The organism is Sedimentisphaera cyanobacteriorum (assembly GCF_001997385.1).
Lineage (GTDB): Bacteria > Planctomycetota > Phycisphaerae > Sedimentisphaerales > Sedimentisphaeraceae > Sedimentisphaera > Sedimentisphaera cyanobacteriorum.
Map to the genome: position 1 here is coordinate 1,165,060 of NZ_CP019633.1, position 18,481 is coordinate 1,183,540.

General features: G+C 48.4%; 12 protein-coding genes and 2 tRNA genes. 6 read left to right on the forward strand and 8 right to left on the reverse strand.

All coding sequences use genetic code 11. The features are described 5' to 3' along the window. Positions 1–174: 174 nt before the first annotated feature. Positions 175–1,140 (reverse strand): hypothetical protein, encoded by a 966-nt coding sequence (locus L21SP3_RS04490; RefSeq protein ID WP_077539558.1) that lies wholly within the window; start codon positions 1,138–1,140, stop codon positions 175–177. Between the two features lie 317 nt (positions 1,141–1,457). Here L21SP3_RS04490 and L21SP3_RS11980 point away from each other — a divergent pair, with 317 nt between their 5' ends. From L21SP3_RS11980 to L21SP3_RS04510, 4 genes are all read left to right on the forward strand, one after another. Beyond that, positions 1,458–3,992 (forward strand): extracellular catalytic domain type 1 short-chain-length polyhydroxyalkanoate depolymerase, encoded by a 2,535-nt coding sequence (locus L21SP3_RS11980; RefSeq protein ID WP_161488098.1) that lies wholly within the window; start codon positions 1,458–1,460, stop codon positions 3,990–3,992. Positions 3,993–4,098: 106 nt separating this feature from the next. Beyond that, positions 4,099–6,213 (forward strand): FG-GAP-like repeat-containing protein, encoded by a 2,115-nt coding sequence (locus L21SP3_RS04500; RefSeq protein WP_077539559.1) that lies wholly within the window; start codon positions 4,099–4,101, stop codon positions 6,211–6,213. A 212-nt stretch (positions 6,214–6,425) separates the two neighbouring features. Then, positions 6,426–8,252 carry an extracellular catalytic domain type 1 short-chain-length polyhydroxyalkanoate depolymerase gene (locus L21SP3_RS04505; RefSeq protein ID WP_227806809.1) on the forward strand — a complete coding sequence of 609 codons (1,827 nt, stop codon included), beginning with the start codon at positions 6,426–6,428 and terminating at the stop codon, positions 8,250–8,252. Between the two features lie 24 nt (positions 8,253–8,276). Continuing rightward, on the forward strand, positions 8,277–9,458 hold the full coding sequence (locus L21SP3_RS04510; RefSeq protein WP_123785135.1) for an FG-GAP repeat domain-containing protein: 1,182 nt from the start codon (positions 8,277–8,279) through the stop codon (positions 9,456–9,458). 239 nt (positions 9,459–9,697) lie between these two features. Here the strand turns inward: L21SP3_RS04510 and L21SP3_RS04520 are convergent. Beyond that, a tRNA-Arg gene (locus tag L21SP3_RS04520) sits at positions 9,698–9,771 on the reverse strand. Positions 9,772–9,946: 175 nt separating this feature from the next. Here L21SP3_RS04520 and L21SP3_RS04525 point away from each other — a divergent pair. After that, positions 9,947–10,017, forward strand: a tRNA-Gly gene (locus L21SP3_RS04525). Between the two features lie 63 nt (positions 10,018–10,080). Beyond that, complete coding sequence (locus L21SP3_RS04530; protein WP_077539565.1) at positions 10,081–10,395, forward strand: recombinase family protein; 315 nt, start codon at positions 10,081–10,083, stop codon at positions 10,393–10,395. Positions 10,396–10,632: 237 nt separating this feature from the next. Here the strand turns inward: L21SP3_RS04530 and L21SP3_RS04535 are convergent, their stop codons facing one another. The 6 genes from L21SP3_RS04535 to L21SP3_RS04555 all read right to left on the reverse strand — a co-directional run bounded on the left by L21SP3_RS04535 (position 10,633) and on the right by L21SP3_RS04555 (position 18,456). Further along, positions 10,633–12,225, reverse strand: a complete 1,593-nt coding sequence (locus L21SP3_RS04535; protein ID WP_227806810.1) for a sulfatase family protein — start codon at positions 12,223–12,225, stop codon at positions 10,633–10,635. 128 nt (positions 12,226–12,353) lie between these two features. Next, on the reverse strand, positions 12,354–12,935 hold the full coding sequence (locus tag L21SP3_RS04540; RefSeq protein WP_077539567.1) for a sialidase family protein: 582 nt from the start codon (positions 12,933–12,935) through the stop codon (positions 12,354–12,356). Continuing rightward, positions 12,863–14,071, reverse strand: coding sequence for a sialidase family protein (locus L21SP3_RS04545; RefSeq protein ID WP_227806811.1), 1,209 nt, complete (start codon positions 14,069–14,071; stop codon positions 12,863–12,865). The genes L21SP3_RS04540 and L21SP3_RS04545 overlap by 73 nt, the downstream gene beginning before the upstream one ends. Before the next feature lie 20 nt (positions 14,072–14,091). Then, entirely contained in the window at positions 14,092–14,574 is a 483-nt protein-coding gene (locus tag L21SP3_RS12105) for a sialidase family protein (protein ID WP_227806812.1), read from the reverse strand. Between the two features lie 36 nt (positions 14,575–14,610). Next, a complete protein-coding gene (locus L21SP3_RS04550; protein ID WP_077539568.1) occupies positions 14,611–17,289 on the reverse strand; it encodes a sodium:solute symporter family transporter in 2,679 nt (892 codons plus the stop codon). A 45-nt stretch (positions 17,290–17,334) separates the two neighbouring features. Next, a complete protein-coding gene (locus L21SP3_RS04555; protein WP_077539570.1) occupies positions 17,335–18,456 on the reverse strand; it encodes a uroporphyrinogen decarboxylase/cobalamine-independent methonine synthase family protein in 1,122 nt (373 codons plus the stop codon). Positions 18,457–18,481 lie beyond the last annotated feature (25 nt).

Sequence of the window (18,481 nt, forward strand, 5' to 3'; positions counted from 1 at the left end):
ACCATATTTATTTAGCTATTGTCATTATAAAACGAACGCTTCTCAAGAAGATAATTCTATACTTAAAAACAGACTATGAACAGTAAAAATCATCTAAAATCGAAAATTGACATTAACAAGCTCACAAGCAATTTGGGGCTGCGTTAGAAACAAAGAGAATGCCGCCGCTGGATTTCACTGCTTTGAGGAATCCATTTGCTTTCGTTCCTTGATATTATCCGCCTTTGGGAAAGTGAAAGCGGGCTTTTTGTGGAGCAATGTTTCTCCAAAATCAAGCATCGTTGTGTTGCCCAGCTTTGTTATTTTAAGGGGCTTTATGAACAGGTTGGCTATCGCGCCTTTAATCCATCCAAAGAAACCGGCGGTTTTATTTTTCTTTGCCACAGATGCTATCGTTATCCCCATTTTCGGAATCTGATCGTTTTTTTCAAAACTGAGCGTATTAACTCTGGCAACAATCTCATTCGTGCGGTTTTCATATTTATATTCGCCATCTTTAGGCGCAACATCATAAAGGCCGATAGTTACCGGACTCCTGCGGCCATTCTTATTGAACTTCAGATTCACCTCCCTGACAGTGGGTTTGGAATCCTCTATTCTTCCCCTAGCCTCAATAGTACCAAAACCATTGCCCTCGAGCTTTATGTAATCCAAAATCTTTTCGAGCTTCTTTCCTTTTTTCAGCCTGTCAGAGTTTTCCTCTATCATCTCAGAAGGGGCAAATGTGTTCATATGGAAGCCGCTTCCCGAAATCTCAAATTTGCTGGTAACCTCAAAAAATTTCGAATTCTTTTTTATCTTATGAGATATTATATCCACCTGCTGCTCATTATCAGCACTCGATATATTATCTACGGGTGTGGGAGATATCAGCGGAACAAAATACATAAAAGAAGCTATCGGATTTTCTATTGGTTTATTGTTGTTGTAGCTCATTATCAGAATAGGGCCTGTGCTGTTTTCGGCAGGTTTATTGCTCTCTATGGAGGTCTCAGCTCCGCGAGTGCCGGCTTCAAGATTGGAGCCTGTTTTGTCGAAAACGGCTGCCAAATTCATAAAGCAAACAATCGCCGCCGAGAAGAGGACTGTTGAATGTCTCGCTTTTAATAGCGAAACTGTATGTATAGAAGGTAATTTCATAGATTACTCCTCCTTCAAAAATAGATACTTGCCAAAATAATATATATTAAATTTAGAAAGCCGGTTCGGCAGACCCGCTTTGCATATACTAATATATTATAACACAACCCCCCTGCGATTTTAAACGTAAATTATTTTTCTAAAAAGGCTCATTGAATGTCCGGCTGAACTTTCTGAAGGTGCCCGAAAAAAACAAAATTGTTGCAAAATCATCAAAAACATAAGATTTTCTAAAAGAGCCTGCAGATTTATGAAATAATGCAACTGCTCCAAACGTCTTACTTAATAATCGTTTTTATTATATTTAGGAGCAGATATTGAAATTGATTGATTTGAGACATTGCATCTTTTTTATTTTTATCTGGCTTTATTTTGGCCTTTGCATAGATATTTCAGTGGGTGGTTATGCAGCCTTAGAAACACCTGATATCTCCAAAGATGGTAAAATCAACCTTATTGATCTGTCAATAATGGCCGAAAAGTGGCTCAGCCAAGACTGTTTTGAACCTGATTGGTGCCAAGGTACCGACATCAATCATTCCGGGGATGTCAGTTTTGCAGACATAGAATTTCTTGCAACCTATTGGGCGGGCAATGATTATACCAAGGCAGTAATGGTTGGAAATACGCAGCGGAGATACTGGGTGCATTTGCCGCCTGAGTATGATTCGAATCAGCCAACTGCCGTTGTGGTTGCATTTCACGGAGGCGGCGGCAATCCTCAATCTATGATGACACTTAGCGGGCTCAATGAAAAGTCGGACGAGGAAGGATTCATTGTTGTCTATCCCTACGGAAGCGGTATTGATCCAAATCAATCTCTCAGTTTTAACGGTGGGAACTGTTGCTCGTATGCAATGCAAAATAACATTAATGACATTGCTTTTGTCGATGCGTTATTGGACGATCTTTCCGAAACAGTTAATGTTGACCCTAATCGTATATATGCCACAGGTTTTTCCAATGGCAGCATTATGACATACCTGGCAGCCTCGGAATTGTCTGAGCGGTTTGCAGCAGTAGCGCCAGTTGGGGGTCCAATGGGAACCGAAACTTGTAATCCATCACGTCCCGTGCCGATTATTCATTTTCACGGAACGTCAGATCAATTTGCTCCATTCAACGGTGGATATGGAACCAATCCAGTTGGTGGACCTGGAGTAACAGATTTCTATTCCGTGGATCATTCCATTCAGAACTGGGTTAGAACCAACGGCTGTGATCCAGATCCTGATGCAGTGCCTATGCCGAACATTGAAGACGATGGGACATTTGTTGTCCGCAAAACCTATTCTTCGGGGCTGCAAGGTTCCGAAGTGCTGTTATATGTTATTATGGGTGGCGGGCATACTTGGCCGGGCAGAGAACCTACTGTAAATTTTCTCGGTAAATCCACAAAAGATATTTCGGCAAATGATTTGATGTGGGAGTTTTTTCAGAAGCACCCGAAGAAGCCATCGGCAGGAATGCCCTACTTACGAACTCCGGAATCCCGTTTTGACAGTTTGCCTGGCTACGATTTCACTTCAAATTACTTCATGGTGGATGACTACGAAGGTGGCCAACTACGAATGCATTATATTGACGAAGGCCCAAAAGCAGCACCAACAATTCTGATGCTGCATGGCAATCCCACTTGGACCTATCAGTTCCGTGAAATTATTCCAATCCTCAACGAAGCCGGTTACCGCACTATTCTTGTTGACTATATCGGTATGGGGCGGTCCGACAAACCTACGGTGTTCGGCGATTATACGTACGACCGTCACGTAGGCTGGGTAAAGCAGATGTTTGATCACCTCGACAGTACGCTTAACCTGGGCCAGGTGGTCATCTTCGGACACGATTACGGTACGCCGATCGGCATCCGTTTAATGGCGGAGCATTACCCAAACCGTTTTGATGCTTTCATCGATGCCAACGCCAGCCTGCCCGAGGGTGACAACATTTCTCCAACACACCTCAACTGGCGTCAGTTCGTGCGTGAGAATCCTGATGTACCAGTCGGGCACATCATATCCAGCCAGGTGAATCCGCCGCTGAGCCCGGAGGAGATCGCCGCATACGATGCCCCGTATCCAAACGTTACCTACAAAACGGCGATCCGCAGCTTTCCTGAGATGGTGCCCGAGACACCCGAGGAACCAGAGGCAGCGGCAAACATCGCAGCATGGACTTTCATGGAATCTTTCACAAGACCATTTATGACTATATTTGGAAGCTATGATCTTGTCGGCGGGCCAAATGCCAGAAGAGAGTTCATTAAGCGAGTGCCAGGGGCATACGGACAGCCCCACCCTCAACTCGACGTTACCCACTATGCCCCTGAAGACAAACCAGAAGCCGTTGCCGAGGAGGTGATTCAGTTTCTGGATGATGTTTATCAACCGACCGCGTTCACAAAACTGCATTATTCAGAATTTGAAGAAGATTTTGATGGATTTGCTGACGGAGGAGCCAATTGCTTTTATGATCCAATTAAAAAAGCCGTTAAATTAACAGGGAACAGCGGGATTGAATCCTCAACATGGCAAGTAAACAGCATGGACTTGACCGATAAAAACGCTGTAAAAATAGCATTTAGATATCTCCCATTTGATATCAATGACACAGAGGAATTCATTGTCGAGTTTTGGAACGGATCAAACTGGATCGATGTTTTGAATCATACTGCTGGTGTAGATTTTCAAAACGGGGCTCAGGATTATGGTTTCGTAAGGATCGAAAACCATGAACAAACATTCACTTCAGATTCAAGGATAAGAATTAGATGTTGTTCCAGAAATGCTTCAGCGGGTATTTATTTATTAGATATTGGGATTTATGCGCGTGATTCAGTGGCAAATCAATAAACTATGCTTGTCTATTTGATGCTTCCCGGGAGAAATATGAAGGGACATTTTACCAAGGAATTGATGTACGATACTCAAAAAGAGTAAAGTATTTTGGGAGAATATAATGAAAATATTCAGAAATCTTTTATACACGAATTTCATTTTCTTTGCGATTGTATCGTCCGTACTCGGCAATCCACTAAATGAGGCGTTTAGTCGGATTGACAAAGACAATGACAAAACTTTATCAAAAAGTGAAATTAACCGTTTTCCTCAGCTCAGGCAGCGTCTTGAAGGGGCGGATACCAACGAAAACGGGCGCCTCACGCGTGAAGAGTTTGCCGCTTTTGTCCGGCGAAGCTACGAAAAGCAGCAGACCAGCACCTTCGACGGCGACGGGAAGATCACCCCGGATGAATCCCGCAACCGGCGATGGAAGCAACGTCGCCGGATCCGGCAGCCTGCGACCATGAACGGTGCATTGCCAGAGAGCTCAGCCAACGTCGAGACCATCTTCCGACCTGCGTACATACATAAAGGTTCCCTGGCGCAAGCCTCCGCACTGGTGGATGTCTTCGGAAACGGGCACCCGGACATTCTCATCGCCTGTAAACGGCAGGTGCACTTGGTCAAAAACAACAGCACGGGCTCCTTTACCCACGCCAAGACGTACGTCGTCGATAATGCGAACGGCTGGGGACTTCACGACTTCAATCTCGACGGGCAGCTGGACGCTTTCGTCGCCCAGCAGCAACGGGAACAGGATGATGCGTGGATCAACAACAGCGAGGGCACATTCCAACGACGCGATCTCGGCAACGAGAGCCTCGGGAACGCACGCAGCATTCTTTTCGCCGATTTCGACGGCGACGGCTCGACCGACGCCTTTCACAGCGTCTCGTCGTTTCAGACGAATCACGCCGGATGCCAGCTGCATCCCGGCAAGACCGATGGTACGTTCGCTCCTGATATTATACGCCAGGTGCTCGCTCCTGACGTGCCGGGCTTCTGGTACGACAGCGTCACACACACCGAGCGAGGAAAGGAGCAGTGGGGCAACAAGATGATAAAGGGCTCGATCGTTCGCGACTTCGACGGCGATGACAAGCCGGACCTCATAATGGCGGCTTATGCCGATCGTGGCTTTCAGGAAGGCGGGCGCGGCGGCATTGGGCAGCAATGGATCGATCAACAAGAGCGCGGCCTGTTCGTGCTGCATAACCGCTCGCAGCCGGGAAAGATCCGTTTCGCAGAGGTTGCTAAAAAAGCGGTTGGTTCTTGGGCGTACGGCAATACCAATAAAGACTGGAATTGTTATTCGGTCATCCCGCTGGATTACAACCGTGACGGCAGGCTCGACCTGTTTGTGGGCGCCGTAACCCGGCGAGCGGGGCTCGGACGGTTTGAAGATACACGCTCAGTTGCACTGCTGGAAAATGTCTCAAAGCCCGGTGAGATACGCTTTATCGACCGAACGGAAGATAGCGGCTTCGGGCACTACAACGAGATGTACCCGGCTGAGCGTTGGCAGATCAGCTTTGCTTCCGGAGCCGCGTTCGACTACGATAACGATGGCTGGGTGGATATGTGCTTGGTCAACCGTCGCGACAAAGATAAGACGCGCTGGCCGTATCCGCATTTGTTTCAAAACAGGGGCAAGGGAACGTTTGTTTCAGTGCCGCCGCACGAGCACGGCATCGGCGGCGGCGCCGGCGAGGTCTATCGCGGCAGCTACGACCCCAGGAGGCCCGGAGGGATCCGGTGGGAATCGACACCGGAGTACGCAAACCCCGACTTCGATGACGGCCCTTTCAAACGCTGCCAGGGTTTTGCCGTGGCCAACGGCCGGCTCTACGCCTCCGTATCGCCGCGCTTGTTGGTACGTCGCGACGGTACCGAGCCCAAGTGGACTGAGGTCTTCCGATGGAAACCGGAACAGCGCGCTGGCGCCGGCTTGCGCGGAATCACCGCCGTTGCCGCGCCCGACGGAACCCACGAGGTCATCCTCGGCTCCAGGGAACAGGAGGGCCGCATCCTCCGCATCGACCCGGAAGTCGGTTACAAGGTCACCGATGAACTGGACTCGCAGCAATTCCTCAAAGAGAAACTCGGCAGCTTCCGGGGCGGCAGGCTGGTAGCCTACAACCGTTTCATCCCGGGGACGCATCCGGGTACCGGGAAACCGATCCACTTGGTCACCGTGGCGGGAATCAAGCCAAACGACATACGCGCCGCATGACTGCTGATACGGCACGCCGAGTCAAGCTACGAGACTGTCCGCGTCTTCGATCCGAACCTCGATCCGCATCCGCTGCTCGTCTCGACTCGCACTCTCGAATTCGCCCCCTGGAATCCCCGCGAATTCTACACCGGCGGCTACGACGGCGCTGCCAACGATCGCAAAAACCACAACACGGCATGGATCTACAAAGCATCATTAAGGAGAGGACAATGAAAAAAACAACCCAGTTTATATTATGTATAGCTCTAACTGCTGCCGGCGCAGTACCGAAAGGGTCGGCGGATTCCAAGCAAATTGAACGAACCTTGACGGTCAATGGCCGCGAACGGCGGTACCGCGTTTATGTTCCCGCCTCCGCACGAACAACAGAAGCGATCCCGGTCGTCATTGCCTTCCACGGTGGCGGCGGCAATCCGGACAGCATGATCCGGCTCAGCGGGGTGAATGCCAAGTCGGACGAGGCCGGCTTCATCGTGGTGTATCCCTATGGCAGCGGCAGGAACCCGAAGCGGGGACTCACCTTCAACGGCGGCGGGTGCTGCGGCTACGCGAAGCGGAAGAACGTCGACGACATCACCTTCGTGCGGGCAATACTCGATGACCTTAATGGGGTTGCCAGCGTCGATTCCGAACGCATCTATGCCACGGGTATCTCCAACGGCGCAATCATGGCTTACTACGTGGCGTCCGAATTGTCGGACAGGATCGCAGCAATCGCACCGGTGGCCGGGCCGATGATGACGGACAAGTGCAATCCGACGCGGCCGGTGTCTGTCATCCATTTCCACGGCACCGCCGACGAGCTGGCTCCGTTTAACGGCGGGCGTGGCAAAGGCACTTCTAATGTTCCGGCATTCATGCGACCGGAGTTTTTTTCGGTGGAGCATTCGATCAACTGCTGGGTCGAAGCCAACGGATGCAAAAGAAAACCGACCATTACCCCTATGCCCGACACGGCAGATGACGGCATGCGGGTAACCCGCAAGGTCTGGGGCGGCGGGAAGAACGGTTCAGAGGTGGTGTTGTATGAAATTGAAGGCGGCGGGCATACCTGGCCGGGCCGAGAACCTACTGTAAAGTTTCTCGGTAAATCCACAAAAGATATTTCGGCAAATGATTTGATGTGGGAGTTTTTCCAGAAGCATACGCGCAAGGCGGGAACGCGCAAGCCGCTCGAAAACGGCGACGCCTCCGAAGACGCCTCCGAAGACGCCTCCGGGACGGGACAGCTCTTCGAGTCGATACATGTGCCGGGATTCACCGATTTCCATGAGGGACTTAACGGCATCGCCTTCGCCGACTTCGATGGGAATGGATTTCTGGATGCGCTCACGGTAACGACCCCGCCATTCGTTTTGAGTAAGGAACTGAAGGGCAAAGAGCAGCCTCGCGACCACCTGCGTTTGTTGTTGAACCAAGGCAGCTTTGTCTTTCGCTCACACGAATTGACTTTGCGGAACTCACCCGCAACGCCGAATGACTTTGGCCAAGGCTGGCGCGGCAGCCAGATACCAGTCGTGGCCGACTTCGACGGGGACGGGCTGCTGGATTACTTCGTGTCGCGGCAGTTCCCCGGCGTGGCCGACCGGGTGCGCAAGGGGCACAAGCCGGTTGGCTGCAGCCTTTTCCTTGCCGACGGCGTGTTCCACACGTTCAAGGACATATCTCGCAAGCTGAACGTGCTCAACGAACGGGCGTACAACCGCCAACCCAGCCTCGGCGACGTCAACCGCGACGGTTACATCGATATAGCTGTGGGCGCAGACAATACCACAAACGCGTTCGAAGGCATCCCAAAGGCCGCGCTCATGGTCTACGAGCCCGGCAAGAACGGCGAGTTCACATCCGGCACTTACCGGGACATCGGCGGCAGCGATCTGGTTGCCGACTTCGGCGGTTTCCACAACGACCCCGCGCGCGACAAGGCCGGGCCGAAGGTCTCCCTGCGTGACATCGACAACGACGGCGACCTTGACCTGTTCCAGTCCACGCACGTGCTGATCAACATCGGCTACGACGCCAGGCGTCTGCGATAATCGCCCGCAGAGTACCGACAGGGGGTGTTTACCTGGCGCAACATGCTTGCCGAAACGGATGAATTCCGCTTCGAGAAGTCTGTTGGCAACGGTCTGGCCAAGGAAGCGAGGTTGACCTACGACGTGCAGAAGCGCCGCTACGTCCCTGCAGGCGACAATGTAGCCCCGGGCCTGGCTTACCTGTTTTTCGGGGACGTCAACAACGACGGACTTTACGACGCCATCGCCGTCGACGGGACAGATGCATTGTTCACGCCCAAGACCCAAGACGTTTCGGCCTGCTTCTGGAAAAATGAAGGACAATTCCGTTTCAGCGAAGCAACCCAAGAAGCGACGTTGAACACCCTGAATCGAAGCTACGGTAAGTGGTACCGTTTTTTCAATCAGCAGATAACTCCACGGCAGAAGAACCCGCTGCCCCTCGGAAGGATGAACAAATCGCAGCCCGGCCTTCCGGCTACGCCGCCGATGGACTTTCGTCCGTATTGGGGCGATCTTGTCTTTGCGGACTTTAACAACGACACACATTTGGATTTTGTCGTGCTCGACCGGCGCGAGGCGAAGTTGCTCGAACCTCGCTCTATCCTGTACATGAATCGCGGAAACGGCGCGTTCGCTCCCAAGCCCACCACATTCTCAGGGCTGGACGACACGGGAATAGCCGGTGAGGCGGTCGATCTGAACAACGACGGGCTGGTGGACATGTTCATCTCCGGAGACCCGGACAACACCGCCCCCGAAGGCAATTCAGATCAGCGATACGAGGACAAAGTCTACCTCAACACCGGAACCCACGGCGCCCGCGACAACCACTGGCTGCGCCTGCGATTCAGCGGCATCTCCCATGCTAGGCTGCTGGGCACGCGCATCGAGATATTCGAGCCCGGCACCGAAGCCCGCCTCGGCACGCGCGGCATCTACGCGGAGCAATCGTACAAATCCGGCAGCCCGCTCGAAGCGCACTTCGGGCTTGCAAACGCGTCCCAAGTCGACGTGACCGTTCATTTGCTCGACGGGCGCATAATACGTCTCGAATGCGTTAAAGCTGACCGTTTCGTCGAAATCAATATAGAAAAGGAGACGGTGCGTGAGGTCGGCCAACCTAAGAGCGATCCCCGTGAAAGACAACTCAAAGGGATGGAGTTACTGCACACGTCGGACTTGCTATTAGACAATCTGCCGGATTACGAGCTTGAGCCGAGATAACTGTGAGTCGATGACCCAAACCTGCCACATGGAAACAAGCGGATTCACATGCGAGCAAAAGCCAGAAAATAGTGTATTTTCTACCCCCGCAAAAATCCACGCAGATTGTGCGCCCAAAGGCGGATTTTGGCGAACTCAAGCGACGATGGAAAGCCGAATTCTAATGCAATGCAGAAAAGCCGCAAAAGGCTTTGAGGAGGGTCATGAAGCAGTTTTACGGGTTAGAGAAATGTGAAAAGCGTCCCCGTCAGGATTCGAACCTGAAACCTTTGGCTCCGGAGGCCAACGCTCTATCCAATTGAGCCACGGGGACATTGAGATTTGGGTGGACATATATTTATATGAAAGCTCGGCCGGCTGTCAAAGCAAATTGGCCGTACAGATCAGCAAAAATCAAAAAAGTTACGGTTTCGTCATAAAAATACAATAGAGAATTCAATCTGCTTGAAAATTTATTCCTTTAAGCTATAATTCCTGTTTCCTTGAAAGCGGGTATGGTTCAGTGGTAGAATGCCAGCTTCCCAAGCTGGAGATGAGGGTTCGATTCCCTCTACCCGCAAGCAAAATAATAACCCGTCTGTGAAACACGCAGGCGGGTTATTTTCTTTACTCACAAGCACTTATGAAACACTCTCGCCCTTTCAAGCCCCCTTCATCAGACGGCTGGGCGAAGGATGAGCAAAAACGCCCATCCGGCTACAAGCCAGACCCTGAAGACAGCAGGCGTCTTGCTGAAGATGAGAACGAGCAGCTGGTGATTAAAAACGTGATCCAGCAAAGAAAGCAAGGCAAGGGCTGGAGCGAGATTGCTCGCTGGCTTAATGAGAACGGTTTCCCCGCCCGCGATGAGAGATGGTCGCACGTTGCCGTAATCCGTATAATTGACCGCTACGCCCCAGAACTGAGAAAAATCCAGAACTCTATTGATAAGGACTAATGAAAATACAAACGGCCTACTTCGTCAGTTCTTCCCTAAGGGGACTGATTTTAAGAAAGTTAGTTCTAATACCGCGAGGTATTATTCAAATCTGCTAATCAGTGCTCTTGTCATTTAATGTATGCACTGTAAGGCCTTGAGTCTTTTATGGTGTTTTCGGCATAAAAAGGCTCGCAGCGTATCCGATTACCACGCACAGGACTATTCCTATAGTCACGCAATCTGACCACCTTCCCATCAATAGCGTCCAATGCGTTTTGGTCCTGTATCCATTGCGATTACCGTGTCGTCAAAGAGCTTCTTGAGCCCTTTGAAGTCCACCGGAACGTCCTCTCCCGTCGGCGTATCAGAGAGAATCGGCATCTGGTTTTCCAGCGCTTTCATGGTTTCCTCGAAACTCTGCTTCAGCAAAGTGAGTCTTGTTTCCTCATATTTCGGGTTGTCCCACAGGTTTGTGAATTCGTAGGGATCATTCTTCATATCATACAGTTCGCCATGTTCGTGGCCGTGATATACGCACAGCTTGTAATCTTCCGTTCTGAGCATAGTCCCCCATGTGGATTTGGCGTTGGACGATCTCGGCTTTGCCGCATCATAGAACTCACAGCGTACGAACTTCCTGTGCTTGTGAGGGTCAGTCATGCCAGTCAGGATAGGAAGAAGGCTCTTACCCTGCATATATTTTGGAACCGAGTTGCCGGTCAGCTCCATCAGCGTCGGAGCTATATCTGTTGATTCGACAAGTGCCTTGCTTCTCAAACCTTTCTTGAACTTGCCCGGCCACCAGAATATCAGCGGAACTCTTACCAGCCCCTCATAGAAACGACAGCCTTTTGCATTCAGGCCGTGATCGCCACAGCTATCGCCATGATCGGAAGTGAAAATGATCAGAGTGTTGTCAAGCTGTGCGGTATCTTCCAGAGCCTTGAGCATGCGGCCGATGTTCTCGTCGATCAATTCAATCTGAGCCCAATACTTGGCCTGCCGAAGCTTGCCACCCTTACCGGAAGTCTTCTTGGGACGGGACTGAAAAAACACATCCTTCAGCATCTCTTGTTGTGTTAGATCCGATTCCCTAAAAAGCGGTCCCGGTAGCTTGTTCAGGTCAAATCGCTTCACGTAATCAGCGGGCGGATTGAACGGGCCATGCGGATCAAAAATGTTCACACTGAAAAGCCATGGTCGGCCTTTGTTATTCTTCATGAAATCAATGGCCATGTCCGAACACCATGTGGTCTGGTGACAGCGTGCATGTTCCGCGCCTGGCAGTCCCCTAAGGTCTTTGTACTTGTAACCTTGTTTCCACAACCAAACCAGATAGTCATTCTTGTCTCCGCCCTGATGCGGCGAATGACTGTAATGAAACTCGCTGTAGCCGTCATCCTTCGGACGCTTCTCCGGATTGTGTGCCATTGCGGTGGAAAGATGCAGTTTCCCTGACAGACCGCACAGATACCCTTCGTCCTTAAGCAATTTGGGCACCAGGGGTGCGACTTCCGGCCAGTGTGAAGCGCCGTTTTTGCAGCCTTTCACGCTGGAAGGGTACATACCGGTCAGGAATCCGGACCGGCTCGGCGTACAGAGCTGTGCGGTCACATGTGCATAGTCAAAAGAAACACCCTCTCCGACCAGTCGATCTAGATTCGGCGTATGAATATGTTTGTTTCCGAGTGCACGGATCGTATCCCAACGCTGCTGATCAGGACAGATCCACAGGATATTAGGACGGCTCTCAATGTTCTCCTTTGCAGACAGTCTTGTGCCGAGTTCCATACCTATCCCCAAAGCTGTACCAGTTTTGATGAATTGACGTCGTGTAATTCTGTTCATTTGATCTCCTTGCTCTTTAAATTTGCTCATAACTAATCAGGCAAAACCACCACAACCCTAGCTCTTGAAAAAAAACTAATGCATTTCTTCTAAAGTTACTAGGGCAAAAGCTTTTCAATCATTTTCGGTTATTGATTCTCTACCAGCCACTGCAAGTTAAACACAGCAACGTTTATCTGGTCATACAATTTCTTATCGCCGGCTTCATACAGCAGGTAAATCATCCCATCTTCATCAGCTGATAGGCAGGAATAAGCGCTGTGGCCTTGATCTATCAACCGCTTAACCGGCCATGTTGCGGCACCGTTGAAGGACGCCCAGACCGACATTTGATATCGCCAGCCGCCCTTCCAATCGGGCACACTGTAAATCAACACGTCTGAAAGCTCTTTAACTGCTTTGTCAGGAACTCTGAACAGCCCCGCACGAATACCATATGAGGGTTTTCTGCCGTATTTGAAATAAAACGGCTCACCTGTTTCATACAATTCATCAGAAACTTGCCAATCAACATATCTTTCGCCGTCATCATAGCTCCAAGCTATTCTGCGTTTATGATCGACCGACATATGAGATCTTGAGTTGTAATAGATTCGCCCGTCTGCAAGCTCCGCCAGAGCTGCCTCCCCTGTTCCAGTCATAATACCATCACTAACCTGCCAAGTCTTCCCTCGATCATCGCTGTACATTGAAGTGTTATAATTATACATCCAATACCGCTGCTTTTTTTCCCTTTGGCTTTCGGCGGCTGAAGCTGAACTCTCCCCGGAATCAAAAGCCTGCCCTTATGCTTTCCGTGCTTCAGCGTAATACCTGTGGACATAGCCCCTATATTAATCGGAACATTACCCGGAGCAGCACCATGCCCCATAAAATTGGGTTTTACGGTTATATCCTCTTTCTTCCATGTTTTTCCACTATCTTCACTTCTGAATAAAAAGGAAGATTTTCCTGACGTATGAAGAATTAAAATATCACCTGTAACACCATCTTTAACCACATTTGATCCTTTAATCCCCTTTTCTGAGAGGTTTTCTTCCGAAGACCAAGTTTTGCCTTGATCGGTGCTTTTGCGAAGATAAGAGCAATAACCGGCGAAAGCGAGAACAGTTCCATCTTCAGCAACAATTATATGAGGAGAACGAATTTTTCCTGTTGCTTTCCTTTTTCTAAAAAGGGTTTGCTTTTTGAAATAAGGCTTGCTGTTTAGCTCAAAACTATTACTAACCGCCTTTTTCCCTGCTATCAAGTCTGTTTCATGGATTTTGAAACGGGTACTTACAACAGAATGCTTGTTATTATTATCTTTGTATTTAATGTAGGTTGTCGCAACAATTGTTCCATCCGGCAAGATCTCTATTCCTGGATAGCCGCAATCAGTGCCAGCATTACTCTGCAGCAGTTTAATACGATATTCTCCTGGACTTGAATTACGCACGTTCTCATAAGTTCCTACCCAAGCAATGAAATGACCGTAAGAAGGGCTCCCTTTTGCTCTGTCTCGAAAAGCTATAACCAGCCTCCCGTCTTGAGTATAAACTCCTTGATGCCTGTCTCCAGTTAATCCCAATGAGGTTTTCACCGAATTGCTCCATGTTTTTCCTTCATCTTTGCTGAACATCATCAGGCTTCTGCCTTGATGTGTGTTCTCCTGCATAATGCAGCAAAGCTCGTTCTGATCAGGCGACATAAAGACATAAGGTTCACAAGGGTCTTTACCCTTCACATCGGCAATAACTCGGGGGTCTGACCATGTCAATCCACCATCATCAGTTTTGCTCTGAAGTACAACTGACGAATCCGATTTTTTGCCGTGGCAGAAACCCAAATAGTTGCCATCAGACAATCTGACTATACTGCTGAAAGTCATAACGCAGTCAAAATTGAGAGGTTTTTTTCTGTCCAGGTTTTTCCTCCATCCTCACTCATAATACGCGGCATACTCGGGCTTGCAGAGAAAATCCACAGTCTGGTTTTACCAGACTGCATATCCCTCATCCGGTAGATACTGGGACAATTTTCATGGCTGCTGAAGGACGCCGGCAATCTTTCATCTATTCGTTTCCATGTTATACCACCGTTATGACTAACAGCCATTAGGCCTGAGTTGCCGCCGTCGACTATGTTGCATACACAAAAAATTGTTTCACCATCCGGAAGCAGCAGAGTTGCAGGGCGTACCTGACAAACATCCCCTGTTCTCTCAGCAATCTCCACGTGCCTTTCTGTATCATCTGAGATATCAATAAGAAGAGGCATTTTTTGAGAAGACTGAGCATAACTGCAAAAGCAAAGAAAAAAAGTGATCATAATAATATTCAAGTTGATAGTAAAGTTTTTGTACTTCATAATAACAATCCTTTAAAGTTTTAATATTCTGGGAATCTAATTTTTAGACCAAGTATTTTTGCCATTTAATGTATGCACTGTAAGGCCTTCGGTCTTTTCCGGAGTTTTCGGCATAAAAAGGCTCGCAGCGTATCCGATTACCACGCACAGGACTATTCCTATGGTTCCGTAGAGCAGCAGATGCACATCGGTATATTTCTGCACACAATACAGGCCTGCCGCTCCGAGAATTGCCCCTATCACAGCGCCGCCGCCGTTTGCGCGTGTTGTAAATATGCCTAAACAGAAAAGCCCGCACATCACGCCTCCCATCAGGCCGAGGATTGTCATAAACATATCCCACAGTGATTTGATGTCGGAGGTGGCAAACAGCAGAGCCAATACAACGCCCAGCAAACCGAACGTGAAAGTCATAATCCGGCCTAAACGAAGAAATGCTTTTTCGCCTTTCAACAAACTGAAAGGCCTTATGAAATCTGTTACAAAGGCAGTAGCTGTGCTGTTCATACTTGTGGAAACAGTGGATTGGGCAGCGGCAAACACGCCTGCCACTACTAAACCTGCAATCCCTACGGGAAGTTCACGAGCGATAAAAAGAGGGAATATTGCATCGTTCTTGAATGTCGGGTCAATCTGGGCGGGATTGTCCTTGTAAAAAACAAACAGAGCTGTCCCAACGCCAAAGAAAAGTATTGAGGCGGGTATAATAGTTATAGAATTAGTCCAGATGGACTTTTTTGCAAATTTCATAGAGGATACAGACATATATCTCTGAACAACAGCCATATCTGAAGAATAAGGTACTAACTGCTGCCCGAGCCCGCCAAGAACCACGACCCACAGAGCCGTAGTTGCAAAGCTCACAGAAGAAAAGTCCCAGTTTACCAGATGGAACTTGTTGTCAGCAGAGGCCGTTTCAAGGAAACCTCCAAAACCTCCTTCAATGCCGTTAATAATCAATGCAAAGCTGAAAAAAGCACCACCAAGCAGAATGAATGTTTGAATTGCATCAGTCCATACAACCGCTTCAAGACCGCCCATAGTGCAGTAAATAAGGCTCAAGACGCCAATGGCCATAATACACTGTATCTGCGAGAGAGGCGTAATAGCTGCAAGAGCAAGAGCCGGCAAATACATAACTACTGCCATCCTTCCAATCTGGAAGAAGATAAACGATGCGCTTGCAAAAAGGCGGACAAAACGGTTGAAACGTTTCTCCAGATATTCATAAGCGCTGGTTGCATCAATCTTGCGAAAAAATGGAAGGAAAAATATTATAACAAACGGAGCCAAAACTACGGCGCACATATTAACCCAGAAATATACCCAATCTGTCATAAACGCCTTTGCCGGTATTGCTATGAATGTTATCGAGCTTAGCATTGTTGCAAAAATACTAAGACCTGCCACAAACCACGGCACGCGCTGGCCGCCTCGAAAATAGTCGTTGGAGTTTTTGTTTCGAAATGAGAAAAACACTCCCACTCCGAGCAAAATACCGAGGTAAACCACAATCGTGGACAGATCGATCCATCCAATTGCTTTTTTGATCTGCAGCGGCTTTCCCGACCATATTTCAGCAGATCGAACTCTTGGCCGAACCTCACCTGAGGGGATAATAATCGGGTCGTTTACCATATCATCGCCCCACCGAACAGCGTTGGTTGTAACCTGATTAGAGGGAAGATTATCCGATTCTACCCACGTATCTGTGATAGTATGATAAACATAAATCTTTTTAGGAAAGCCTGGATGGTCGTCTTTAAGTTCATTCTCAAGTCCCCAAAAACTTCCGTCTGCACCTCCAAAGACAAATATATGGCTCTGGCCTACACCAATAGCTGTACCTGCCATGACACTGCTTGGAAGTGATTTCCTTTTCCGCCATGGATCTAAAGGACCGTTATAGGTTTTCGTATCAGGGTTGTACTGTTCAGGGTCAAACACAAGTGGGTTAAACTCATACACGTCTTTAAGGAATTTCACTTCACCTTCTTTGCTGGCGGCTCTGCCGCTCATAATGTAAATGCAGTCTGTCCTGCCATTGTGCTGAACAGCAGTTATATTGAATGCTCTCGGACTTCCCGGCCAAGGCGGGAGCTTTTGCCAACTAAGGTTATCAGGCTCATCAATCTGCGATAAATCCAGACACCAGAAATTCTTCATTGCAGTTTCAAGGCCTCTGCCTGTTGTTCCGCCGGCAACATAAATCCTGCTGCCTATTTTTGCTGCATCGCCATAAACGCAGCGGGAAGGCAGAGAAGGCAAATCCTTCTTTTCAATTGTTTTGCTTTGCGGATTCCAGCTCAGCATAAAGACATCAGAGTAAGCTCTTTTCGAATCGTTCCCGCCCATACATACTACGCCGTGTTCGGTGGAAACAGATGCTCCATAGGCAAGCGGACGAGGAAGCGAGAAACCTGTATGCCACTGGAAACCGGAGTCAGACTCTGGGGCTTTAGTTAAAACATAAATGTCATTATGCCATTGCTTATCAGATTCCCATACAGGTTTTGGGAAGTTAGCCCCGCCTGCGAGGATAAGGGCATCGTTATGAACTCCTGAAAACATCCCTGCCCTGCCGAGCGAATCGGGCAACTCAGGCAGCTCAGTCCAGTCCATATATCTTGGTGAAACCGCTTCATCATTTGCCGCATAACAGGCAATAGATAAGAACAAAACAAAAACATATATCAATTTTTCAAAAATTTTCATAAAGCCACTCTCTTAAATATCATTTCATATTCCAAATAATGAAAATCACCTGCCGGCATACTGCTTCATTATTTCTTGTGCTTCAGCAAAAGACTCAGCCCTGTAAACCAGCGAAACTCCCGTAGGGAAGCGTTTTTGCACTTCACCACTTATAAGCTGTTCTTTGGAAACAGAAACTCTTATAAGTGAAATATTTCGTTCTTTTGCAATACTGTAAATAGTATCTAAATCATTCATCTCGGGCTGGCCGAAATCAACAGAAAGGCAGTGCGGTATTTCCATAAACTTTTCTGCTACATGACCAATCTTTCCGCAGGAATGTATAGAGCCTTTCCCGATAGCGTTTAAAACCATATCATCATAGCAGGCTATCTTCTCAGAATACATCTCCGGGGAAATCATAACTGAAGAATCATTTCTAAGGAGTATATTCCCGCGTATCATCGCAGCGTGCTGGTGAGCAAAACCATTTACCTTTTCGGTAAGATAAGGGGAAAAATGCTTTGCGGCATTGGCCTGAGCCTGAGCGGCAAGCTTCATTGCTTTAGCAGTTAATTCCGGCTCGGTAAGCAGCTCTACAAAAAACTCGCTCCCTCGCACCATAGCTGCGTTGTCAAGAGGTCCCTGAAGGTCAGGTAAGACAATCTGAATCATATTCTTAAGCTTTGGATATTCTGAAAGTATCTGTTTGTAAACCTTCAGCGTTTTTTCTGCTTTTGCCATCCAAGGACTTGAAAAATCTGATGGGTCGAAATTATCGAGGCATTTTTCAAACTCATCCTTTGATTCAAGATGTCTTGCCCATGGGGGATTATCTTCAGCATTTTCCACTTCGCATCCAAACATAGAAGCCACTAAAACAGTCCCGAAATTCGCTCTTACAGTTAAAGGCAAATCATCATTGATTTCATCACGCATTGCGATGCTTGTATCGAATGCATGTACGAGCTCGTTATAGAGCATCTTTTCGGGGCTATCAAAAATCTCCCTGTGCGGGAAAGGCTTATAATTTGCACTTTCATCTAACGGATAACACATCACCAGCGGAAGCCTGTCGGTATCCTGCCATTGCAGAGCCATTTTATGACGCTGTTCAATCTCTTCTTGCCGTTCGGGCTCAAGTATGCTGTTTAGGTGTTTGAGAAGTTTTTTCAATGGATCAATCATTTATCAATCATCTGTTTTATGTATT